This window comes from Thermoanaerobacterium sp. PSU-2 (genome assembly GCF_002102475.1).
In the GTDB taxonomy this organism is placed as follows: domain Bacteria; phylum Bacillota; class Thermoanaerobacteria; order Thermoanaerobacterales; family Thermoanaerobacteraceae; genus Thermoanaerobacterium.
In genome coordinates, this window is the sequence record NZ_MSQD01000007.1 from 102514 (window position 1) to 125207 (window position 22694).

A 22694-nucleotide genomic window follows, 5' to 3' on the forward strand; every position below is an offset into this window, starting at 1 on the left:
TTAACTAATCCTATTATTAGAAAAACATTATTGAAGCTGTTATAATACCTGCAATAGCTAACGTCCAAATATAAGGTAATAATTTTATAAGTAATTTATTTACATCTACGCCTGCGTAATTGCTTAACCAAACATTTTGCGTATTCGTAGGATCTCCAATTGCTTGTATTCTTTCTGTAGATAACAATGCACCCATAACAGTAACAGGTGGAAGTATCTTTAAGCTTATAATCAGACCAGCTATTCCACTTCCTAAGCCCCATAAATTTAGTGGACCTCTGTATAATGCTAAAGGAGCTAAAATACCAAAAAACAATATATAAGGCAATGGGGATGTCGGAATAATATTTTTTAATACTGATGAAAGTGCTTGAGAAACATAAGGATGCATAACAGAATTTAACAACATGCCTATTCCTATCATTAATAATACTGCTGGTGCAGAATCAGCAATCCCATCATACGCTGTTTTTGTTATAGTATTTAATGCAGATTTAAATGACTTTTGTGTAGTAATGATGCAATAGATTATGCCTACTATAAATGACGTAATTATAGGCCATTTAAATACAAGTACAAATACTATAGGAATAATTGGTGTTAATAGTGCCAAGAAATTAACTTTCTTTTCGGTATCTACTGTATTTTGTGCCCATGCAAATTTTATTCCCGCACGTTTAAATTCAATTACAGCAAAAACAATGGCCATAATAGCTGTATATATCATCAAGATAACCGCAAAATTTTTAATATTATTAAGTGTAACGCCTGTCGCAGTTATATAAAAAGACCAATTAGCCATATTAAGTTCAAGCCCTATTGCCATGCCAAACAAAAACATTGATATTGCTATTATAGGAGCTACACCCACAGACAACAGTATTGGCACAGCGATACTTCCAACCATTATTACAGCACCTAATCCACTTATCGTCGTAAAGAGTAATGCTATTGCGGCAGTTATCAATAAGGTCATAATTAATGGTCTGTCACCGCCTAATTCGGCAGCCGTTTTTACAATAGCTTTTGAAATGCCAGTTTGATTCATTAACTGGCCTAACCATGCACCAAACATGACTGCTACATAGGCAGATGCTAATTTAATAGCGCCACCATCTATAATGTATGCCAAAAGCCCTGTATCAACTTTCGTCTTTGGATCAACCAATGACAATGGAACTCCAGCAATTAAAGCTATTCCAATTGCAAGTATCGGAAGAGCTATTAATGTCGGCAACTTCCTTGAAACCATAAGTCCTGCTATTATTAGAAATAATAACAGTATTAAAATTGCCTGCATAATTATTCCCCCTATAATTTATCGATTTCATTTCTAAATTTTTCTGTCACCTTTTTAACGTCATCCACCTCATTACCTGTCACAATTGCGCCAATCATTATTCCTTTAACTCCAAGATCGTAAAGATATTTAACTTCATCCGGTTCAATAATTCTTTGAGTTGGCACAACTACAGGTTTCTTGATATTTTCTACAAGTCTGCCATATCTCATCAGGTCAGATAAATGAATTTTTTCTTTTCTATCATCAGGCAATACGTCAGCTTCAATTACGTCAATATTAATTTTTTCTAATACTCTTAAATGCAATATATCATAAGTTTCATCAACTGCTACCATCTTATTAAGATTTGTATCCAGCATATATATTGGCAGATAATGTGCAAACATCGATAAAAAGCTAAACTTTAACTCTTCTGCCAATCTAATTTCTTCCCTGCCGGCACATTTTTCTGCACCTGGGACAAGTCCAACTGGTACATTAAAACTATTTACTATCTCTTTAAACACCTCCTTTTGTTCATAAATGCTACCAAAATCATTGCCACTTGCCTGATGATGCACATTAGCATGGACTTTTAAAGCATTCGCACCCCCTTTCACAGCAGCCTCAGCAAATTCAACAGTATTTTTGGGAAGACTAACTATAAGCGTCATCTTATTTGATTTTAGAATATCAGCAAAAGTCATTGTACTGCCTCCTTAATAAATTATTTTATTTAAAGTTAATTTTGCTGCAGCTTTTAATATATCTTCATCATTTACAAAAGATTGTTTAATAATTACGTCATTGAAAGATTTTTGTAAACTGTCTACAACGTTAAACATTTTCGAGATTTTCCCATCAAATACAAACAGTTTTATATTCAGCAAATTCTTTAAGTTTAAAATTGCAACTTTTAAAGCATCAATAACATCATTTGTAATTTTATTAATAGTATCATTCTCAAAAAACTTATAAACACTGTTAATACTTAAAAATTCCTTATCATTTATATGGTTTCTTTCCAATGCAACAATTTTTCTTATTAAAGCTTTTACTGTTACAAGAGTATTTAAGCATCCTTTATGTCCTTCTGGACATTCAGGACCATTTCTATCTATTATCATATGTCCAATATTAATATCATTATTTACCCTGCCATCTCTAAGTATCACTGAGGACCTTACTTCATCGTTCAAATCAATATAAGCAAGATTTTCATTTGTTCCAAATGCTAAATATTCAGCCATCGATTTTAAATCAATTTCATTTTCTACTACAACCGGTATATCCAATTCATACGATAAAGCTTGAGACAATGTCATATAATCCGAAGATATAGATGTAGATAATACTCCTCTAAAATTAAGTTCTTTTAAATCATCATTTAAACATATACCTAATCCATAAATTTTTTTGTTTTCTTTGTTTAAATTAAATTCAATATCATTAACAAAATTTACTATAATCTTTTGTAAAAAAGGCAAATCATAATAATTAAACTCAATCTTTTTTTCGTCTCTTTTATTAAGATTAAAGTCAAATAATATACAAGCCAAATTATCCCTGAATATTTTAAACGTGGCAATATATCCATTGTCAGAATTCAGTTCTAACATTATTGGTCTTCTTCCACCATTTGATGGTCCAATACCTGATTCCTTTATTATCTTTTCATTTAATAATTCTTCGACTAAATCCGAAATAGCAGTCATGCTCAACCTAGTATATTGAGAAAGTTCAGTTCTTGATAAAGGTCCATTATTTATTAAAATCTTTATAACTCTTTTTTTATTTTTATCTTTTAATTCTTTTAAATTATTTCTATGTCTCAATATATCACCTATCTTTCTAAGAAGTTCGTAATAATTATATATACTTTATCATACTTTATTATTATCTTAATATTATTAATTCTACATAAAATTGAAAAATCCTTCTAAAAAATTTTATTTTTTTAAAATTGATTCAAGTGTTATAAGAAGCATTTTAGAAATAACAAGTGTTTTTGGGCTTTAATTTAAAAGAAATTGGACATTTTATACTATACCTTACTAAGGCTACTACACAAAAAAAGTGTAGAAGCCTTCTAAAAAACTTCTCAGAAAGATGGTGTGAATATAGTTTGTACAAAAAAATTAGAAAAATACGGTTTTATTTATCGCAAAAGCCTTTTTAAAAACTTTATTAATATAAATAAAATTACAATTAGCAATAGCAATGCTAATGAATATTTTTTTATTAAGTCAACAGCTATTTGCCATTTTTCACCGAGTAATAAACCTAAGCCTATGAATGTAATACACCACAAAATTGATCCAACAAAATTTAATAAAGCATAGTTTTTGACTTTGATCATGTAAATGCCGCTTAAATAAGGTATAATGTGCCTTATGCCGGGAACAAATTTACTGAAAATAATCAAAACCTTTTGATGTTTATCAAAAGAAATTTTTGTCTTATGGATTTTTTCTTTTGTAATGTGAATTGGCTTTCCAAACTTAAGCACAACTTCTTCACCATATTTGAACGCTATAAACCACGCTATCATAGACCCTGTGAAAGTACCTGCTGTTGCGAATAATATTGAGCAAATTATTGCTAAGATAGAACTTTTTAGTTCTAAAAAGCCCATGAAAGCCATTACTGTTTCTCCAGGCACAAATGGCATTCCTAAATATTCGGCAGCAAGGCTTAAAAAAAGAATTGGATTCCCGTATTGCTTTAAGAGCGTAAATATAAAATTCTTAGGCAATTTTTCCCTCCATAAAGAATGTTATGAGATTGTAAAAATATCTATTTTATCTTATTTTACCGCAATCTAAATTATAATATTTATCACTTTGATGGGCTAAACAAAAGATTACTCTTATAGCATAAACCAAATCACTCTAAAAATCAATTGTGAACCTATTCCATCCTATAGAAGATGGAACTTGCTACCATATATAGGACTAGAGATTTCTGTGAAGCCTTCGTTAAAAATACTTTATTGGGCAATTAACAAAAAATTGATGTCTTCTATAAAAATTTTAACAGTTTTACCGATAAAAAAATAAAAAGATTGGAGGTGAAAATATGGCAAGCTATCTTGATACAAGTTATATGTATATGATGTATCCTTATTACAGCGACTACAGCTATCTTTTTAATACGAGCAATCCATTGACTTCACTATCAAATATTTCTTCTGACAATATATCTCAAATCGCACAGCAAGCATTGTACACAGATATGGAGAACCAACAGTTGCCAATGCAATCGATAAATGCCCTTGTCATGCTGAATAGTTACGCAAATAATTTAAATGAAACGGCGTCACAGTTGCAACTTACATCGCCTGATAATGTTTTTAACCAGATGGTCGCTACATCCAGTGATCCAAATTCCATAAGTGTATCAGCTCAACCAGGTGCAACTGCTTCTACCTATAGTGTTACTGTAAATCAGCTTGCCATGGCACAACAGAACAATGGGACAAGTTTGTCAAGCAATAGTGTTACAAGCCTTACACCTGGAACATACAGCTTTACAGCACAAGTAGGTGGGCAACAATATAATATATCTTTCAATGTCAATCAAGGAGACACTGATCAAACTGTCTTAGATAATATGGCTCAAGCAATTAACTCTGCAAATATAGGGATTACAGCCATTGTAAATAACAATCCATATCTTGGTACAAGTCAGTTAGAAATAAATGCAAATAATACTGGAACAAATAATGCATTCACGTTGACAGATGTCAGCGGCAATGCAGTTTCATATACTGGCGCAAATACAGTAACAGTAGAAGCAACAAACGCAAATTATACTATTAATGGAGTAAGTGGTACATCTCAAACAAACACTGTCAATGTTGACAATAACAACTTAACCATGACATTTAATAAGACTGTAAGCAATGCTACAGTGACAGTGGCGCCTGATACGCAATCCATAAGCGACAGCATAAATAATTTTGTCAATGACTACAACGAGATGTTAACATATGTGAATCAGAACCAGCAATATATCAGCCCTCTTGTTGCTTCAGAGCTTACTCAAAGTTATGAATATCAGGCATCAAATTTACAAGCCATTGGAATTACTCAAAATCCAGACATGACTCTTTCGATAGACCAAAATACTTTAAATAATGCAATACAGAACAATTTTAGCACTGTACAAGCAGCCTTTGCTGGATTTGATGGATTGGCTGTAAATGTAGGTCAATTTGCTGGGCAAATAGCTGAGAGTCCTCTTACAGACTATGCAAATGAAACGATGTCTTTGGTCAATAACAATATGGGAATTTATGATTCAACTGGAATGCTTGATGCGTCATTAATTCAAACAATGCTGATGCCATCTGGTCAATTTATAAATTCATTAATTTAACAATAAATTTAAGAAATTTCCCACCTCTAAAAGATGGGAAATTTCTTATATAGCATAAAGATTTAACGATTTAAATGAAAATTTCGTATATACCCAAAAAAACAATTAAAATACCTGAAACTAATGGTGCATAACTGCCAAATGCTTTGGCTAAGTAAGTATTGCCTATGGTAAAACCCAAAAGAATGGATAATAAACTGAAAATAATTGTTAATAATGTAGTAAAATATATGTTAAGTCCTGTAATGCTTGCTCCAATTCCTAAACCTAAATTGTTTATTGTTAAACCCAAAGCAAGAATAATAGATTCTTTCATATCTATATATTTTAAATTATCCTTTCCTTCTATTTTTGAATTAATCAGGATTTCGTAATTATTCTTAAAATCAAAAGTATCTGTTTTCCGTTTCTTATAATAGTCTAAAATAAACCATAAGCCTAACATAATAAGTATAAGACTGCCAGCAATATTTGATATGTTTGATGGTAAAAATCTATTTATAAAGAAACCTATAGACATCGATAAAAATGTACCAATGCCAGATACTAAAGCAATTAGAAGATTACTTAATATTCCGATCCTTATTTTTTTAATCCCATATGCTATGGCCACAGTAAAGTTATCAATATTTGCTGATATTGAAAATAATAAACTTGATATAACATGCATAACAACCCCCCTATTTTAATATGTCTTTATATTATATTCTTCATTTGAGAATTATGTTATCTGAAGCTTATTAAAAATTTGTCGCTTGCAACTTAAGGAAAATTTTCTTAAGTGTACAATAATATCAAAAAACTATACAGACAAAAAGCAAAAATTGTATTAGTATTACAAAAAAGCGCTTAATGAAATCGCTGCTGAAAAAGTAGATGCAGCATTTTTAATTATGTTTACTGATCAATGTATAGAAGCACGGTTGAAGTCTGTTCCAGAGTATATAGATGAATATGCCGAAAATACAGTTATGATTAAAATAACTGGAGTAATTAGAAATAGAGGGTTTGGATATGCCGCTTAAGCAGCTTAAAACTCGCCTAAAGTAAAATTATCATTCTTTTGATTTTCTTTTATGTCTTGATTTTGTATATACTCTATTATCACTTCATCTGTTACATTGCCACTACTTGCTGCAAAATATCCTCCCGCCCACAAATGTTGTCCCCAAAATTGTTTTTTAAGCTCCTTATTTTCCATCAACAGCTTCCTTGAACTGTATCCTTTTATATATTGCACCAACTTACTTACTGACAAATGTGGTGGTACCGACACTAGTATATGTATATAATCTTTTGACACATGTCCTGATAATATTTCTACTTCATTATTTTTGCATACTATTCTTATTAGTTCTCTTGTTCTTTCTGCTATTTTCCCAACCAATACCGGTTTTCTATATTTTGTTATCCATACTATATGATATTTTAGGTCATATGTAGCATGCGACGACTTTCTATAATTTTGCATATTTATCACCTCTAGTTTTATTTTTTACTAGAAGTGATTATTTATTTTGTTGACCTAAAGATTTCAGCTTAAGCTGATAGATTTAACCCTATTATATAGACATTAAAACATGCTGCTCTACTATGGTCTAAAATATTAACCTTAAATCAAAATTGAATTTGCCTCCCGGCAGGAAATAAAAACAGAGCCTGCGAATTAGAGGTCAAGAGGCTTGTGAGGGATACTGGACGAAGGAGGATATGCTCACACGGCGAATGCGAACCTCTTGACCGTAAACCAAGCAGGCGTATAATCTAAAAAGCGAGAGGTAAATTAAAAGAGTACTCGCAAGAGTACTTTCCGTAATAAAGACCATAAAAATATACAGAAAAAAAAATAAAAGCACTTCTACAAAATAAGCAGAGGTGCTCATTTAGCCGGATTTTTGATTTAAACGGAGCAAAACGTTCAACTGAATATCTACGAGAGGATATACAAGGTATATACCATTAAGGAAAGTAATGGACGTGGGGCGTGACCGATTATATCGCCCCACCTTGGAGTTGAACGGAGTCTACGAATCAAAGCATAAGGAGAAGACCTTGCATATACCCTGAAAATAAAGCCCCCGAATTTATTCTGGCGAGGATGTCACTGGAATAAAAATTTACAAATTTTCAATAATTTATATTGACAATATGGTAAATTCATTTTATTATAATAGTAACCTATTTTAGTTTTTGTTTATATGTAGGTAGTATCAAATTATTTGAGTTATAAAAATTTTTGTTTTTGTTTACAGAGGAAAATAGGTAGAACCAATATTGGGAGGTAAGAAAAATGCAGATTGGCGACAAAAAAAGTTTAATGATAACGGGAACTGCAAAAAAAGAACAAAATATTCTCCTTGATGAAATTAATTATTCATTAACAAAATTCATTTACGAAACTCTTGCAAGCAATTCGCCGGAGTTTTCGCGGGAACTTCATGAAGTTGGTTTTAAAAAAAGCAAAAAAAGTTTTAAAGGAGTATGTTTTTCCCGCCCGTATTTTTCTGATTTTACCTTAAAAGAAAATGGTACTATCTCAGTTGGTAAGTTTGTAACGATTAAAGTAAGGTCACTTGTTAAAGGATTTTTGGATAATTTTATTCTTGGTTTATATAAAAATGAAAAAATAAAAATTAGCAAAGCGGAATTTAGTTTTGAAGAAATAAAAATTTTACCGGAACTGCGATTTAAAACCGAAGAAATGTTTTATCTTGATACCCCGTTAGTTTTAAGTGTTAAAGACCATTCAACCGGAAAAGCAAAATACCTGCGCTATCTTGATGATCGAGAGAAATTCAAAGAAGCATTAAAACAAAATTTAAAGGAAAAGTACAGTACCTTTTATGGGAATGAAATTGATTTAAATGATTTTGATTTTAGTTTTGATGAAAGTTATATGGCTACTGCCGCAAAACATTCAAAACTTATTACCTACTGTGATCAGCGGATTTACGGAGAATTAGCTCCATTTACAATCAAAGCTCCAATTGAAGTTATGGAAATGATCTATTACTCGGGAATCGGAGAAAAAAATATGATGGGCTTTGGCTTCATTAGTAAAAAATTAAAAATAAAAGGGGGAAAGGTATAAGTGTCTACTGATTATAGTGGTGTTTATTTAGTAGATGTTGGTATAGCTTATTTTAAATCATGGCTTAAAGCGCAAAACAGTGGAACAATTACAACTATTACAGGAAATGATATAAGAACATTTGCTAATCAAATAAGAGCCCATTATATGAACAATCCTGATGATTGGAAAACTTTGCAAAAAGAATTGTTATTTATTATTACGAGAAACCCGATTCGTTATAAGTCTGCGGAAAATTTATTCAAAATCAAAAATGGAAACTCGATAATTGATTTAAGCGAAGAGTATGCCAAATTGCTTAACGGGAATGCAAGCAAAAAAAGTAATAGCACCAAATGCAGTTTATGTGGGCAACATGAGGGAGTATATCCATTGGATCGAACATTTATGCCGTATTACGTCAGCGGTACAAACTGGAACGCCAAATTTTTTCATAAAAAAGAGTTTCTCGGGTGTATAAAATGTATATTTTTCTTAACAGTAATGCCGTTCGGATTATTTAAAACCGTTATGGATGAAAATAACAAAACAACAGGCTATGCTGCTTTTCATACTGATGATAAAGAAATTTATGAAAGTATAATAGATATAGTTTATACTGAAAACAATAATTTAATAAAGTTTAAAAATGAAAATGATTTGTATAAAGTTGTTTATAAAGCATTATCAGAATACTCTCAGAACAGCCAAAGTAACCGCCACAGAACGAGTGTTGATATCTACATTTTTAACAATGATAACCGCGATATAGGAAATGATTTAAAAATTATAAAACTGCCGGACAGAAATATCGGTTTTATATTAGAGGTAGCAAGAGACATAAAATTCAAAAAAGATATTTTAAAAATTAACACACTGGAATACGGCTATTTTCCAGCGTATAGAATCTTTTTAAGCAATATAAATTTTCTACTTGGCAAGAAAACTCTCAAAACTTTTGGAGTATGGCTTTTTAAAAACTTTTCGTTAGATTTTATTAAACTTTATTTCAAGGAGGTACTGGGTATGTCAGAAAATATTATTGATTATGGTTTTAAGTTAGCCGAAAGGTTGACGGAATTTTACAAAAAATCAAATGCCAATTACAGAAAGATTAAATATTTGGAAAACACTAACAACCGTTATGAATTTGCCAGAGAAATAGTGGATATTTACAGAAAAACCGTTACAGAAGGCTTGAAACTGACAAAAAACCATGGACCCGGTGAAGTGGAAAAAATACTTGCGGAATTAAAAAAGCCTTTTGATAACACGAAAGAATTTTTTGATGTAATTATGAATGAGTCATACGATTGGCGGATGTTAAAGTTAATTGTTATAGCAAGGATATATGAGTTGCTGATGAATGAAAAGTTCGTCTCTAATATTGATGATTTAGATGATGAAATTGATAATGATTTGGAATATGAAAGTGCCGATGACAGTGTATTCTAAATAAATACTTAAAATGTAAAGTATTTCGGTAATATAATTATACGAGTTATACGAGGAGGAATATCTTATGAATTTTGCGCAAGGGATTTTTATGTTTAATGTAGACGCCGGAGCTTTAAATAACCTGAAAAATGACAAAAAGGGAGATGGAACAACCATTACCAGAACAAAGAAAATTGAGGCATATGATGCAAATGGTCAGCACAAAACCTATGTTTTAGTATCTGCACAGTCTTACAATCACTTTATTCAGGTAACACATATGGATAAATTTAAAGCAAGATATTCTACAAAAACAAAAGAAGGAAAAAAAGTTAATTACGAAGTTGATCCTATAAAATATGTTGATCAAGACTTAAGAGGTTATATGGAAACCGATCAAGGTTTATCAAGGATAGCACCATTTAAGTTTTCGCACCTGATATCGGTAAACGGCGTTAAAATTTTAGAATCATTCAACACCACCAGTACTGAAGGTGATAATATGATTTACCAGTACGAAGTCTACAAAACCCATTTTAAAGGGAAATTTAACATTGATTTAGACGCTGTCGGCAGATTTGAAGCACGTAACAAAAGCGGTTACCAAAATATCAACGATGATTTAATTAAAAAATATGATGAAGAAAAAGAGTATAAAGAAATTATTCATAAGATTGACAAAGAAAATAAGGTGGTTGTTTTAACTGCCAAAGAACGGGCAAAAAGGATACACGAATATTTAAAATCTCTGAACTATGTTCAGGGTGGTGCTAAACTGACAAATAACTTTGAAAATATTGCACCGCAATTCATTATTCTTGTTATTGTTGAGAGCGGTAATAATATTCTGGCTAATGTAATACATGAAGCTGGTGAATATGGCAGCGGATTTAAGGTTAATTTTAACGTACTGAAAAAAATGCTTTTAGCCTATAAGAATGATTTAAAGTCAAAAGTTTATATTGGAAGAAACGAAGGATATCTTGACAGTCTGCAAACAGAAATTGACAGATTTATTAAGGAAATGAGCGAGGAAAAAATAGAAGTTGTAAATGACATCGTAAAAAATGTAATTGACAAATTTGGAGAAGAAATATATGCCTTTTACTGCAACGCTGATAGCAATTAGCAGCTTTTAGGATATGTACGGATATATTCGTACATATCCTGGATTATTAAAAAAGGAGTGAAAAAATGAAGGTTGAAAAAGCTGTAAAAATCAAAATTACTGGTTGGACAGCAACTTTTACAAATATATTTTTTAAGACGGGAAAAATTTTGGCATACGAAATGCCGCCTCTTTCTTCATTAATAGGACTGCTTTCGGCAGCCAAAGGGAAAACTATAAAAGATGTTGATTTTAAAATCGGCTATGAATTTACTTATAGAGCAAAAGCATGGGATGTAGAAACTTACTATAAAGCAACGAAGAGAAAAGATACTAAAGGCGAATCATCTGTATGGTTTAAGAATTTTTTATATGATGTGGAATTAAATTTGTATTTAACTGATTTAAGTTTTACCGACTATTTCAAAAAACCCCGCTACACTATATTGTTGGGGCAAAGCCACGATCTTGCCACGGTAGAAGAAATTAAAGAAGTTGATCTTATAAAAACAGGTAAAGGAACAATAAGCAATACGGCAGTTTCCGTTAGTGCAAAAGGGGTTTCGGGAGTACCAATTATTATGCCGGTGAAAATAGATTTGGACACAAGAGAGATTTTAAATCAAAAACCGTTTATTATTATTAAACGGCCTGTGAGCATTGAAAATGATAATATTTATATGGTAAAAGGAGAAAATAAGGATGTTTACCTCTATTCCCCAGAGTTCATCAACGCTTGTTAATTATTCTTGTTTAAATGATGTTCTTGCAAAAGATGACGGAGAAACACTTATTGAACATACAAAAAAGGTTGTTAAAGTTCTAATAGAATTGAAAAATCTCTTTAAGAATGCAGGAAGTTACTTTGGCGATGATCTTCTTTTTGAAAAAGTATATATTGCAGGGTTGTTTCACGATTTAGGAAAAATAATGCCCGGTTTTCAAATTGCAATTCAGAATAAATCGCACTGGGATTTCAGGCACGAATTTGCTTCACTTTTCTTGATTGGTGATATATATATTAACGGGAAAAAACTCGACGAGAATGAAATCATTGATATTTATACGATTATAGTAACACACCACAAATCTTTAAAAGATTTAAAAGAAAAATGGATTGGATATATTGAAAAATCGTTTATTGAAGTAACAAAAGGAAAAATCGAAAAAGGGATAGTTGAACTTGCTAAATTGCTTGAAATAGATCGTTTGTCTGCAAGAAGGATATATCATGATATATTTTTAGAGTATGTAGATTATGTCAAAAAAACTTATAACACTCTTACAGGTAATACTTTGGATTTGGACATTATAAAAAACTACAGCGAGAGCCGGTTTTTTCAAAGATTTGACAGGATATATGATATAGTGCAGGATTCAAAAAGAAAGCAAAAATTAATTTTTATGATAGGGCTGATGAAATCTGCTGATCATCTTGCATCTTCCGGACAAATAGAAATAATCAAAATAAGCACTGATTTTAAGATATTTGAAAAAGGAATAAGATTATATTCTACTCAAGAAAGGGCTTCAAAAATAAAGGATGATGTTTTACTAATTGCACCGACAGGTTCGGGTAAAACTGAAGCGGCATTATCCTGGGCGAAAAATAATATGAAAAACAGTGACAACGACCGAATATTTTATCTGTTACCCAATATAGCAAGTATAAACAAAATGGTAGAGAGATTACAAAACATTTTCGGTAAAGATAAGGTCGTGCCGGTTCACAGTAAGACTGCATTTAAGATATACGAAAACTTTATTGAAGAAAAAACTTTTGAAGAGTTATCGGAAGAAGAAAAGCATAAAATAAATAAAAATGTTTCCCAGCAAAAAAGTTTGATAAAGAAAATTCATTTTCCAGTGAAAGTAGCCACTATTTATCAGTTACTGAAAAATGCTTATTATATAGGCGATTATGAGATCAACTTTGCTGAATTATACAATGCAAGAGTTATAGTTGACGAAATTCACGCTTACGAAAAAGAAGCTGTGTGTAAATTAATTATTTTTTTAAAATTTTTAAAAGAGAACTTTAACACCAAAATTATGATAATGTCGGCAACCATACCAACGAATTTACAGGAGTTTATAATTAAAAAATTGGATATTGAAAATGTATTAAAAATGAAAGATGAGGAACTTGTATCTTTTAACAGACATATTGTTTTCAGGTTACCTGGGACACTGATGAACTACGTTGATGAAATAGCATATAAAGTAAGAAACAGGAAAAAAATTCTGGTGGTTGCTAATACCGTTGAAACAGGTCAAGATCTGTACAAGATTTTAAAAGACAAACTGTCTGGAAGTTACATTAAAGAAGAAGATATTAAACTTTTACACAGTCATTTCACTTTAAAAGACAGAGATAAAATAGAAGAAAAAGTTGGAGATTATAAATTGCTTGTGGCTACACAGGTAGTAGAAGTTTCTTTAAATATCAGTTATAATGAGTTATATACTGAACCGGCACCACTGGACGCTTTGCTGCAAAGGTTTGGACGCATAAACCGCTTTAGAGAAAAAAGTGAGCTTGCAGCCGTATTTATTGTTGAAAAAGATATTAATAAAAAAGGTTATCCTTATAGGGATAGAAAAGTAGTGGAAAAAACTTTAGAATTATTTAAAAAATCACCAGTTAAACTTGAAGAAAAAGCAATTCAAAAAATGCTTGATGAAGTATACAGTAGTTATGATTATGAAGTATTTGTAGATCCAAGGCTATATAACTATTTAAATGAATCGCTTACCGAAAAATATGATAATAAAGACTTAAAAAAACAATTTTATGAAGAGTTTGACGGTATAACGGTATATCCTTTTGCTTTTAAGGATAAAGTTGTAGAATTAATAAACAACAAGGATTTTTATGAGTTGGAACTTTATAAAATTTCGTTGAACTTAGGAACTGTACTGGGATTAATGAAAAAAAGATTAATAGAACAGGAACGAATAAACGGCATTCCGATAAATTTTGTAAAATGCTATTATGACAGTGAAATTGGTTTGGACAAAAACAGACCATTGGAAATCAAAAAATAATAGAAAAAGATTTTATATAGCACATATACATTGTGAATCGTCTAACAAAATGGATTTTTACATTGTCAGAGGTCGACGACGATTTTGAGGTTTTCGCATCCTGAAATTCTTATTTTATAAGCTTTTAGGATGGGGGTTTAGGTAGAACCATTGTGGGTTATAAACTTGTGATATTTTTAAGCCTGCTGCTTTTTCAGCCCAGTTTAGGTAGAACCATTGTGGGTTATAAACCTTTTATCTACTCGTAACGATAAGAAGTAATGCTCTGTTTAGGTAGAACCATTGTGGGTTATAAACGAAATTATATATTATTGTCATTTCTCAAATTCGAAAAAAATTATCAGATTAAATAATCTTGTGATAAAATTAATGCTAAAGGAATTTAAGAAAAAATTATCATATTCCTTTAGCATTAATTTTAATTTTGAGAGGTTGCTTATGCAAATAATTTTCCATGTTGATAACATTGAAGAATATTTGCAAAAAGGCAAAAATTACAACTTCCCTATCTCGCCAGATAGATGCCCTCATTCTGATTGCAAATGTAAAGTAAAATTAAAAAAGCACGGCTTGGTACTATGTCAAGAAAAAGTACAAATTAAAATGAGCAAGTTATTCCCTAGTATTTCAGTACGTATTAAATTATGATTTCAAGCAGAGAATGTCTTTATGCATATTTATTGCTTACCCAATAAGTTTTATTGCCTTCTTCAAGTATTGTGCTTCATACTGATCTGGCGATTTATAATCGCAGTGGCTATGAGTTCGTACAGTGTTATAAAAGGTCTCAATATATTCAAACACTAGCTTTCTAGCATGATCATAATCTCTAATTTTATACTGATTTAGCCATTCACGTTTAATTAGTGAATGAAAGGACTCTATGCAAGCGTTATCCCAAGGACATCCCTTCTTTGAGTACTGATTGTCATTTTTGATGCAGCTTTCCGGTATTCCTTCGATACATACTGACTCCCACCATCACTGTGGATGACTAGTGGTTTAGTTAACCTTCTAGTTGCCTTTGCTTTATTTATGGTATCTAAAACACATGACACCTCTAGTGTTTTGGAAAGTGTCCACGCTATAATTTTCCGTGAATATAAATCCATGATACTGGTCAGGTATACAAATCCATCTACAGTCCATATATATGTTATATCAGTACACCAGACTGCATTAGGAGAGTCCGGATTGAACTGTTGCTGTAAAATGTTCTCAAGAGAACTACTGAAGTTTGAGTTACGTGTTGTAACTGTATAAGGCTTGATATACCTTGCTTTTAAGCCTATTTCCTTCATATATTTACCTACAGTTCTTTCTGAGATGACCTCTCCAGCTTTGTGTAGTTCCTTTGTAATTTTAGGAGCTCCGTAAATATCATGAGACTTTGCATGGATTTCACGAATTTTGTCTTGGACAGACTCTTTCCTTAGCTGCTGTTTTGATGGTTTGCGCTTTAACCAAGAGTTATAACCGGATCTGGAAACGCCTAAATAGTGCAGCATTCCGCTGACAGAAACGAGGCGTTTCCCTTTGGAAGCTTCACACTTGCGATAGACTTCAAGATAAATCGCCTCTGTCATTTTCCCAGAATGCTGATGGCTTTTTTAGTACATCAAGTGCATCCTTTGCATCGCGTAATTCTCTCCGTAGCCTAGCATTTTCTTTTTCTACGTCAGAAGCATAGTTGCCAGAACCACGAGTTGGGATCGTTCCGTTATTGGTGCTATAATCCCTAACCCACTTGCTAAGAGTGCTATAACCTATACCAAGGTTTTCTGCACACCCTCGAAGCCCTAGCTCCTTATGGTTAAGGTAATACTCGACAGCTTCCTCCTTAAATTGTTGATCATGTTGTTTTGCCATGAGAAGTTCCCCCATTCTTTCTATATTTATTGTAATACTTATGTGGAACTTTCTCAATTCAACTTGTACTATTTATATTCTACCATCACATCTATTTAAACCACACACCAAACAAGATATATAGAAACAGAAAAAACTATGCAAACATTCTTTTAAAACTGAACAACTACCACTTTAAAGCCCTCTGTTTCTATATCCTCAATTATTCTATTTAAAGTATTATTATCATCATACCCAGAATTATTACTCCAGTTCTTATCTGTAATTAAAACACATTGCTTGTCAAAATCAATACTTTTTATGTGTTTAATAAGCTCTTTAAAAGAACCTTTCTGATAATGCGGGCTTTCGTTAAAATTGATTATGCGTTTATCACCCTTTTTCCAGCATGGACAAGGCTCATAAATTAATTGAAAAGGCTCCTGATATCCATCATTTCTTTTAAAAATTAATGTAAAGCATAAAAACATTTTTAATCCCTCTCCTTATATAGTTTATTTAAGGTAATATCACTATCTAATATATATGGTAAAGTTTTGTATATGATAGGTTTTGTACCACTTGCTTTAATCTTAACATCTTTATGACCATAACCAATCTGTTTATTTCCTATAAACCATTGATGCGAGGCTTTACTATTTCGTCCATCAGGTTTTGTTTTATCTTCACCTATTGGATAATCTATGTTTCGCGGAGCCTTTTCAAAATCAGTAATTTTCAAAAATTCTTGTACATTTTTCTTATTATAATCAAACGGTCTATTTTGCTTTAAATCTATTTTATATTCATTCAATACATAAGATATTGTATCACCACCAAATGATATATCTCTTTTTATAATTTTATTTATTCTAATTTTTATTGTACCAAAACCAATTGGCTTCCCTCTACCAATCTTATGACAATTCATATTATTGCTATCACCAATATTTAGTATCCATACAAGTTTATTTAGTTCATCTTCCGTTATAGCATCAAAATATACTCTAAAACTGAATACATTGTTTTTCTTTAATGGTCTTACTTTACAATTCCTTTCATTTTGTTCATTGACAAATTTAACTTTTTCAGAATGCCAGTAAAATTTTCGTCCTCTAATTTTAGGAATATATTTGTCAAATTGTTCAATTTTATTTTGATAAACCCAGTTAAATGCATAATCATAATTCCACATGTCATATGTCTTTCCTTTATCATCATATGGTCGCTCAAGGTAAAATTCTGTTGCCGAAATTTTTGGAGATGCTAATTCAGGCAAAATACAAATTTCATCATAGTAATCTTCATTACGAGTTTTTTTGTTTTTTATTTTTGCATCTGTAAATCTTAAGCGTGATGCTAATGCATTATTTTCACTACCATTACCTGTAAAGCCAAAAAGTGCACAAGCTTCACATAAATTTTCTCTACTACTACAAGGTTGATAGCCTCCTTGACTCTTTAAAATGTCACTTAATTTATTTGTAAAAACTTCTCTTCCTATACATGCAGGCGAAAAATATACGTAACTCTTATCATCCTTTTTATAAACAGAATAATATACTGGCAGTACTCTCCTACCATTTTCAAAATCTTTTGATGTTAGCAACTCATTAAATTTTTTATATTTTGTATCATTATTATCTTTATTTAAATCATTATATATAGTTATCAATGCATCTATTTTTTTAATATCATCTTCTGTTATTTCTATGTCGTGTATCATTTCACCCAATTTAAATATAGACTCATGATGTTTTTTAATAAATTCCTCTCCAAAGTGAATATAACCTTCTTCATAGCCACTGATATTACTATCAGATATCTCTGATACTGTATGTATCCTATAATTTTTATATTCTATTCCTCTTTTAAAATAAATCTTGTCCCCTTCGTTATATTTTGATAAAATATTTTTAAAATTTTTTGCATTATCAATTGAACAGTCTTTTACTTTTATCATTAATCTTTCCGCTTTATATAGCTTCCATTCTCCATTTTCTTTTTTTAATAAGCCTGGTTTTGCCGGTATTGTTGTTCTCTTACTTAATACACCACTATCGTCTATTGTTGACATACATGAATCTGTCAAAGCTTCATATGCAGCACGTATAACACCCCTTATTTCACTTGCCGGTATAACAGGTTCTGAATATTTAGATGTACGTTTTTGATTATGTATATCATCATAGGAAAAAAAATCATAAGATTTATATTTTTCATTATCTGTAAATGCATCTTCATTTGTTGTATTAGGTATAAAAATTGGTGTTAAATTTTCTAATTCACATTCAATATAACCCGTTAATAATTCTTTATTATTTATATAATCATCAAAACTTTTTCTCTTACATTCATTCCCTAATGATATAAAATTGTACGGATTCACAAACTTTGTATTCATATCTTCCTTCCAAGTCATATTATCTCACTCTCCAACTCTTTAAAATCTTTATTAAAAAATCCACATAGCCTTGCATCATAAAATCTTAGGATCCCATCCTCATCAAAATCATAATAGTTATAAACCTTATATCTAATTGGCAATTGTTTGTATGATATATCATATGGAAAATATATTTTTATACCTCTTTCCCGCTCTTTAAGAATTGTCCATTTCCCATCAGTTTTTTCAACCGTAGAACCAAAAACTATCGGATATTCCACAAATATTTTTTTATCTTTTAAAATCCTTTCATTATAATCTCTATTTTCGTCAATTTCAAAGTCATCTTCTTTAAATCTATAATAAAAATCGTCATTTATTTTCCAGATATGGAGTTCACCATTTCTATCAAAAACACGAATATCAATCACATGTTCTTCATCGAATTTATTATCACCATAAAATCGAATTGTATCTTTTGTAGCAATACCTAAAAGAACCTCATAATCTTTTTGTAATAATATATTGCAGCATCTACTTTCACAAAATTTATAAATTAATGGCTTTATTTCACTAACAGTAATGGAATTCACTTTGATACACCTCCTACTATGAAGTCATATAAACTCTTTAGATATTTTTTTTCAGTATCTAGATCAACAATTTCATTATCAATGTATATTTTATCTCCATTCATAATGCCTCTACCAACTGAAGCTTCGCCACCTACTGGGATAAAACCATTTTGTATATCTTTTATTACTAATATTAATAGCCCTATTATCCAAGCTTCTTTTGATTTAACTTTTATAGTCAAATATGTTTCTCCACCATAAATAGGTTCTTCATTAAAAAGTGCAGATTCCGCCGCACCACCAGTAAATCTGTCTATTTTTACTCTCGTTTGATACAATGTTCTACCATTATTAATTTTTGCTTCTTCAATTAATATTTTTGATGATTTTGCTTTTTTGCTTTCATTGTCTACATATCCAAAAATACAATTTATATTTGAATTAACTTTATCATTAATTTTATAATCATCCAACTTTAACAATTTATCATAAAACAATTTAAGTATCTTATAACATCCACTTCTTATAACACCACCCCAGCTTGTACCAGGAATAACCGGTATACCATTGCTTGTTATATGCTTTTGATCAGAATTTTCAAGGTTATCATAGCTTCTTATAATTATTGATGTTTCTATATTTAGCGGGACTTTTATTGTTTTTCCATTATTTACATGTATTTCATGTTTAAGTTCATCCAACTTTTTATTACCAACAAAGTAATCCCAGTCAAAATTAAACCATCTATTTAAGTTTTCTTCTAAATGTTCTTTATCATTAAAATTGAGATCTAGAATTTTTATACTGTTTTTATCAATTGTGCACTTTCCTAAACCTCTATTAGTCTTTCCGCCTAATCTTATTTCTCCGTCAATCATAGAATATAAAATTTTGTATAAAATACTTTCGACTTTATCATTTAAATATGATAATTTTCGTCTAAGCTGTATTTCCATTCTAAACAGAAAACAGCTTCCACTTTCAATAACTTCATAATCGTATTTATTATTTTCTATTGATGTCTTTGTTTCATAATCAAGCTTTACACCATCACGTGTACTAATTCTATCATTACTGTAGTTTATCATGCTTAAATCATAAAAATATATGGAGCTAATTGTTGATTCACCATCATCATTATTTTTGTCATTATTCCTTTTCCCAAATAAATACTTTACATATTCAGGTTCATCATCCTCTTTAGATCCATCTGATAAGAAATTACGCAACACACCTGCTATAGAACTCCCCGGTATATAAGGTATACCGTCATTATCTTTTACTATATCTATATCTGTATTAGTATCATTACCAGAACCTATCATACAAGGTGTTTCTAACTTTAAAATTCCTGAAACAAATATTACCCTTTCTATTTTATTATCATGCATTTCTTGCACCTTCTTTTTCTCTTTTTAAATGTCTTAAGACATTAAATAATTTTGTATAATAAAAAGCAAACAATTCATTTACTATGTTTGAACCTTCTATATAATCGATATTTAATTTTTTAAAAGTTTGATATGTTTCTAATTCTTGTAAAATATTGATGAAGGTATTATCATCTAAATATTTTTTTATCCCATTTATTTTTCTTTCTTTTTTAAATTCTTCTGATAATAATTTTTTAAAATCCTCTTCACTATTAGATTTTTTTAATAAAGTTTTTAGCCTACCAATAGTTGAATTCGTCATATTTTCCAGTCCATACTTTTGCTTTTTTGCATCACTTATAGCTTTTTTGATTAATTCTTTTTTGATTTTTTCAATTTCTATATAAATTATTAACGGTTTCGCATGTTGTGATATTAAATTCATATCAATATATTCATCATTTTCATTATCCATTTTTTCTAATGGTTTAAATCCATGGATATTTACGGCAATTCTTCCAAATCCTTCGTTTGTCCTCAAGCCATATGCTTTTGTTGAAAGTCCTGAAAAATCATTATTCTTATCTTTTATATCGAAAACAAAAACACTTCCAGAGGCTAATGCTTGAACTTGTTGCCTTGGCAATCCCCATTTAGAATTAAAGCCATATACTGTAACGTGCCTTATAAAATATTTATCATTACACACAAGAGAAGGATATTCTTCTTGTATTATTTTTATAAAATTCCTTGGATCTGAATCAATATTGCCATATTCATTACATAATATCATTGGTGAAGTAAGTGTTATAATTAATTTTTCTTCATCATTTATACTAATTTCACTATTAAGCATTTCTATTTCTCCAAAAGATATTTTAGCTCTTGAATATTCCGCATTTTTAGATTTTCCTATAAAAATTATTGAATTCTCTGGTATAAGTTCTTTTATTAATCCAAGATCTGATTTACTGCCAATTATGCAACCTTTAAATTTTTCTCCAGCACATAAAGATAGATAACTGTAAAATTCACCAGATTTTTTAGTAGCATGTCCAAAAGATTTGTCTTCAGGTCTTTTATGATGATAATGCAGTACATATTTTGGGTTTATAATATTAATATATTTATCTTGAATATTTATATAATTTCCCGACAATGAATTTGTTTGAATTCTTTCTTCTTTAATATACTCATAGTCCTCATCATAAGCTAAATCAAAATAGTTTTCTTTATCTTTTTGTTTAACAATACTTATTGGCACAGGTATATAATCATTGTTTTTTTTATCTGTTGGATATGCATTTAAAAAGCTTACATCTTTTGATAAAAATATCCTTTTAAAAACAGGATCATTTTCCGCATCATTAACTTTAAATTTTTTAATATACTGTGTCGCAAAATACCCAAGAACGTTACTACCAGATATATAACTATTAGTCACATTGCTATTACCGCCAATATTCGAAACAATTGTATCTGATAACAATTCTATTATATATGTCATTTTATATTTTTTATTATTATTGTCGCCTATACCAGAATAACTATTCATTCCCTTATTAATTTCATTAATGTTGTTCTCTATTAATTTACATCTTACCTCACCTAAGCCTCTCGTCCTTGATAGTCCGATATGTCGGATAATTTTACATGCATCTCTAAGCAATTCAACTTTTTTATCATAATCTATAATACTATCAATATTTATATTTAAATAAAATAAATTTCCCTTTTTAATTGTGCGTATGACTCTCAATGATTTATCTTTTGAAATTCCATTCTTTCTGTCTATAGCAGTTTGTTGATGAATATTTGTAAAATATGACTTTACATATTGTTTGGGGAATAAATTTTTGTAGCTTTTGTTATTATTACACATTTTTATAAATTTAGCAATAGTATGATAATTTTCTATATAACCATTATCAATATACAGCTCACCAACAGAATTTGTTTCGGGATCGCCAAATAAATCATTAATAATTTTCTGCGAATATTTCTCAGGATAAATATCTGAAATATCTTCAGCGGCCTCCCTTAAAATACCTTTAAATCTTTTAGCAGGCAAATAGGGTATGCCATTGTCATCATAAATTACATCGACATCTATTATCCCTGATAACCCCTCACCAGAAGAAATACACAAATCCGACTTTAATTCAACTTTTATATGCATTTTAACCC

21 protein-coding genes are annotated in these 22694 nt (G+C 30.3%); 7 read left to right on the top strand and 14 right to left on the bottom strand.

Features of this window, described 5'->3' with window-relative positions; genetic code table 11:
- Nucleotides 1–16: 16 nt before the first annotated feature.
- From BVF91_RS07360 to BVF91_RS07375, 4 genes are all read right to left on the bottom strand, one after another.
- Nucleotides 17–1300 (bottom strand): C4-dicarboxylate ABC transporter, encoded by a 1284-nt coding sequence (locus BVF91_RS07360; RefSeq protein WP_085112794.1) that lies wholly within the window; start codon nt 1298–1300, stop codon nt 17–19.
- An 11-nt stretch (nt 1301–1311) separates the two neighbouring features.
- Entirely contained in the window at nt 1312–1989 is a 678-nt protein-coding gene (locus tag BVF91_RS07365; RefSeq protein ID WP_085112795.1) for a hypothetical protein, read from the bottom strand.
- A 12-nt stretch (nt 1990–2001) separates the two neighbouring features.
- Nucleotides 2002–3117, bottom strand: coding sequence for an ROK family protein (locus tag BVF91_RS07370; RefSeq protein ID WP_085112796.1), 1116 nt, complete (start codon nt 3115–3117; stop codon nt 2002–2004).
- A gap of 323 nt (nt 3118–3440) precedes the next feature.
- Nucleotides 3441–4037 (bottom strand): DedA family protein, encoded by a 597-nt coding sequence (locus BVF91_RS07375; RefSeq protein WP_085112797.1) that lies wholly within the window; start codon nt 4035–4037, stop codon nt 3441–3443.
- A gap of 323 nt (nt 4038–4360) precedes the next feature.
- Here BVF91_RS07375 and fliD point away from each other — a divergent pair, with 323 nt between their 5' ends.
- On the top strand, nt 4361–5662 hold the full coding sequence (gene fliD, locus BVF91_RS07380) for a flagellar filament capping protein FliD (RefSeq protein WP_085112798.1): 1302 nt from the start codon (nt 4361–4363) through the stop codon (nt 5660–5662).
- A gap of 70 nt (nt 5663–5732) precedes the next feature.
- On the opposite strand, the gene ytaF is transcribed toward fliD, so the two are convergent.
- Nucleotides 5733–6332, bottom strand: coding sequence for a sporulation membrane protein YtaF (ytaF, locus tag BVF91_RS07385; RefSeq protein ID WP_085112799.1), 600 nt, complete (start codon nt 6330–6332; stop codon nt 5733–5735).
- Between the two features lie 223 nt (nt 6333–6555).
- Here ytaF and BVF91_RS13575 point away from each other — a divergent pair, with 223 nt between their 5' ends.
- Nucleotides 6556–6687: a hypothetical protein gene (locus tag BVF91_RS13575; protein ID WP_276204897.1), complete on the top strand. Its 132-nt coding sequence runs from the start codon at nt 6556–6558 to the stop codon at nt 6685–6687.
- A 5-nt stretch (nt 6688–6692) separates the two neighbouring features.
- On the opposite strand, the gene tnpA is transcribed toward BVF91_RS13575, so the two are convergent.
- Nucleotides 6693–7133 carry an IS200/IS605 family transposase gene (gene tnpA / locus BVF91_RS07390; RefSeq protein WP_085112800.1) on the bottom strand — a complete coding sequence of 147 codons (441 nt, stop codon included), beginning with the start codon at nt 7131–7133 and terminating at the stop codon, nt 6693–6695.
- Nucleotides 7134–7952: 819 nt separating this feature from the next.
- Between tnpA and cas6 the strand changes: the two genes are divergently transcribed.
- The 5 genes from cas6 (at nt 7953) to BVF91_RS07415 (ending at nt 14325) form a co-directional block, all read left to right on the top strand.
- Complete coding sequence (cas6, locus tag BVF91_RS07395; RefSeq protein WP_085112801.1) at nt 7953–8753, top strand: CRISPR-associated endoribonuclease Cas6; 801 nt, start codon at nt 7953–7955, stop codon at nt 8751–8753.
- On the top strand, nt 8754–10187 hold the full coding sequence (locus BVF91_RS07400) for a hypothetical protein (protein WP_085112802.1): 1434 nt from the start codon (nt 8754–8756) through the stop codon (nt 10185–10187). It abuts the gene before it with no gap.
- Nucleotides 10188–10254: 67 nt separating this feature from the next.
- Entirely contained in the window at nt 10255–11298 is a 1044-nt protein-coding gene (gene cas7i / locus BVF91_RS07405; protein WP_085112803.1) for a type I-B CRISPR-associated protein Cas7/Cst2/DevR, read from the top strand.
- A 65-nt stretch (nt 11299–11363) separates the two neighbouring features.
- Nucleotides 11364–12020: a type I-B CRISPR-associated protein Cas5b gene (cas5b, locus tag BVF91_RS07410; RefSeq protein ID WP_085112804.1), complete on the top strand. Its 657-nt coding sequence runs from the start codon at nt 11364–11366 to the stop codon at nt 12018–12020.
- Nucleotides 11980–14325: a CRISPR-associated helicase/endonuclease Cas3 gene (locus tag BVF91_RS07415; protein WP_085112805.1), complete on the top strand. Its 2346-nt coding sequence runs from the start codon at nt 11980–11982 to the stop codon at nt 14323–14325. Before cas5b ends, BVF91_RS07415 begins: the two co-directional genes overlap by 41 nt.
- Before the next feature lie 684 nt (nt 14326–15009).
- On the opposite strand, the gene BVF91_RS13660 is transcribed toward BVF91_RS07415, so the two are convergent.
- The 8 genes from BVF91_RS13660 to BVF91_RS07455 all read right to left on the bottom strand — a co-directional run bounded on the left by BVF91_RS13660 (nt 15010) and on the right by BVF91_RS07455 (nt 22686).
- On the bottom strand, nt 15010–15288 hold the full coding sequence (locus tag BVF91_RS13660; protein ID WP_206199035.1) for an integrase core domain-containing protein: 279 nt from the start codon (nt 15286–15288) through the stop codon (nt 15010–15012).
- Nucleotides 15207–15911 carry an IS3 family transposase gene (locus BVF91_RS07425; RefSeq protein WP_206199033.1) on the bottom strand — a complete coding sequence of 235 codons (705 nt, stop codon included), beginning with the start codon at nt 15909–15911 and terminating at the stop codon, nt 15207–15209. Before BVF91_RS07425 ends, BVF91_RS13660 begins: the two co-directional genes overlap by 82 nt.
- On the bottom strand, nt 15889–16194 hold the full coding sequence (locus BVF91_RS07430; protein ID WP_206199034.1) for a transposase: 306 nt from the start codon (nt 16192–16194) through the stop codon (nt 15889–15891). The genes BVF91_RS07425 and BVF91_RS07430 overlap by 23 nt, the downstream gene beginning before the upstream one ends.
- 152 nt (nt 16195–16346) lie before the next feature.
- Nucleotides 16347–16664, bottom strand: a complete 318-nt coding sequence (locus BVF91_RS07435; RefSeq protein ID WP_085112808.1) for a hypothetical protein — start codon at nt 16662–16664, stop codon at nt 16347–16349.
- A gap of 2 nt (nt 16665–16666) precedes the next feature.
- A complete protein-coding gene (locus tag BVF91_RS07440; RefSeq protein ID WP_168170194.1) occupies nt 16667–18577 on the bottom strand; it encodes a TIGR03986 family type III CRISPR-associated RAMP protein in 1911 nt (636 codons plus the stop codon).
- A gap of 14 nt (nt 18578–18591) precedes the next feature.
- Nucleotides 18592–19152: a type III-D CRISPR-associated protein Csx19 gene (csx19, locus tag BVF91_RS07445; protein ID WP_085112810.1), complete on the bottom strand. Its 561-nt coding sequence runs from the start codon at nt 19150–19152 to the stop codon at nt 18592–18594.
- A complete protein-coding gene (locus BVF91_RS07450) occupies nt 19149–20525 on the bottom strand; it encodes an RAMP superfamily CRISPR-associated protein (RefSeq protein ID WP_085112811.1) in 1377 nt (458 codons plus the stop codon). The genes csx19 and BVF91_RS07450 overlap by 4 nt, the downstream gene beginning before the upstream one ends.
- A complete protein-coding gene (locus BVF91_RS07455) occupies nt 20518–22686 on the bottom strand; it encodes an RAMP superfamily CRISPR-associated protein (RefSeq protein ID WP_085112812.1) in 2169 nt (722 codons plus the stop codon). Before BVF91_RS07455 ends, BVF91_RS07450 begins: the two co-directional genes overlap by 8 nt.
- Nucleotides 22687–22694: the final 8 nt, after the last annotated feature.

Bases quoted from the DNA above. Each gene is read 5' to 3' on its own strand.
- BVF91_RS07415 (WP_085112805.1), top strand. From the start codon at position 11,980: ATGTTTACCTCTATTCCCCAGAGTTCATCAACGCTTGTTAATTATTCT.
- ytaF (WP_085112799.1), bottom strand. From the start codon at position 6,332: ATGCATGTTATATCAAGTTTATTATTTTCAATATCAGCAAATATTGAT.
- BVF91_RS07450 (WP_085112811.1), bottom strand. From the start codon at position 20,525: ATGCATGATAATAAAATAGAAAGGGTAATATTTGTTTCAGGAATTTTA.
- BVF91_RS07440 (WP_168170194.1), bottom strand. From the start codon at position 18,577: ATGAATACAAAGTTTGTGAATCCGTACAATTTTATATCATTAGGGAAT.
- cas7i (WP_085112803.1), top strand. From the start codon at position 10,255: ATGAATTTTGCGCAAGGGATTTTTATGTTTAATGTAGACGCCGGAGCT.
- BVF91_RS13575 (WP_276204897.1), top strand. From the start codon at position 6,556: ATGTTTACTGATCAATGTATAGAAGCACGGTTGAAGTCTGTTCCAGAG.
- BVF91_RS07425 (WP_206199033.1), bottom strand. From the start codon at position 15,911: ATGACAGAGGCGATTTATCTTGAAGTCTATCGCAAGTGTGAAGCTTCC.
- BVF91_RS07455 (WP_085112812.1), bottom strand. From the start codon at position 22,686: ATGCATATAAAAGTTGAATTAAAGTCGGATTTGTGTATTTCTTCTGGT.
- BVF91_RS07360 (WP_085112794.1), bottom strand. From the start codon at position 1,300: ATGCAGGCAATTTTAATACTGTTATTATTTCTAATAATAGCAGGACTT.
- BVF91_RS07430 (WP_206199034.1), bottom strand. From the start codon at position 16,194: ATGGCAAAACAACATGATCAACAATTTAAGGAGGAAGCTGTCGAGTAT.
- fliD (WP_085112798.1), top strand. From the start codon at position 4,361: ATGGCAAGCTATCTTGATACAAGTTATATGTATATGATGTATCCTTAT.
- cas6 (WP_085112801.1), top strand. From the start codon at position 7,953: ATGCAGATTGGCGACAAAAAAAGTTTAATGATAACGGGAACTGCAAAA.
- tnpA (WP_085112800.1), bottom strand. From the start codon at position 7,133: ATGCAAAATTATAGAAAGTCGTCGCATGCTACATATGACCTAAAATAT.
- cas5b (WP_085112804.1), top strand. From the start codon at position 11,364: ATGAAGGTTGAAAAAGCTGTAAAAATCAAAATTACTGGTTGGACAGCA.
- BVF91_RS07435 (WP_085112808.1), bottom strand. From the start codon at position 16,664: ATGTTTTTATGCTTTACATTAATTTTTAAAAGAAATGATGGATATCAG.
- BVF91_RS07365 (WP_085112795.1), bottom strand. From the start codon at position 1,989: ATGACTTTTGCTGATATTCTAAAATCAAATAAGATGACGCTTATAGTT.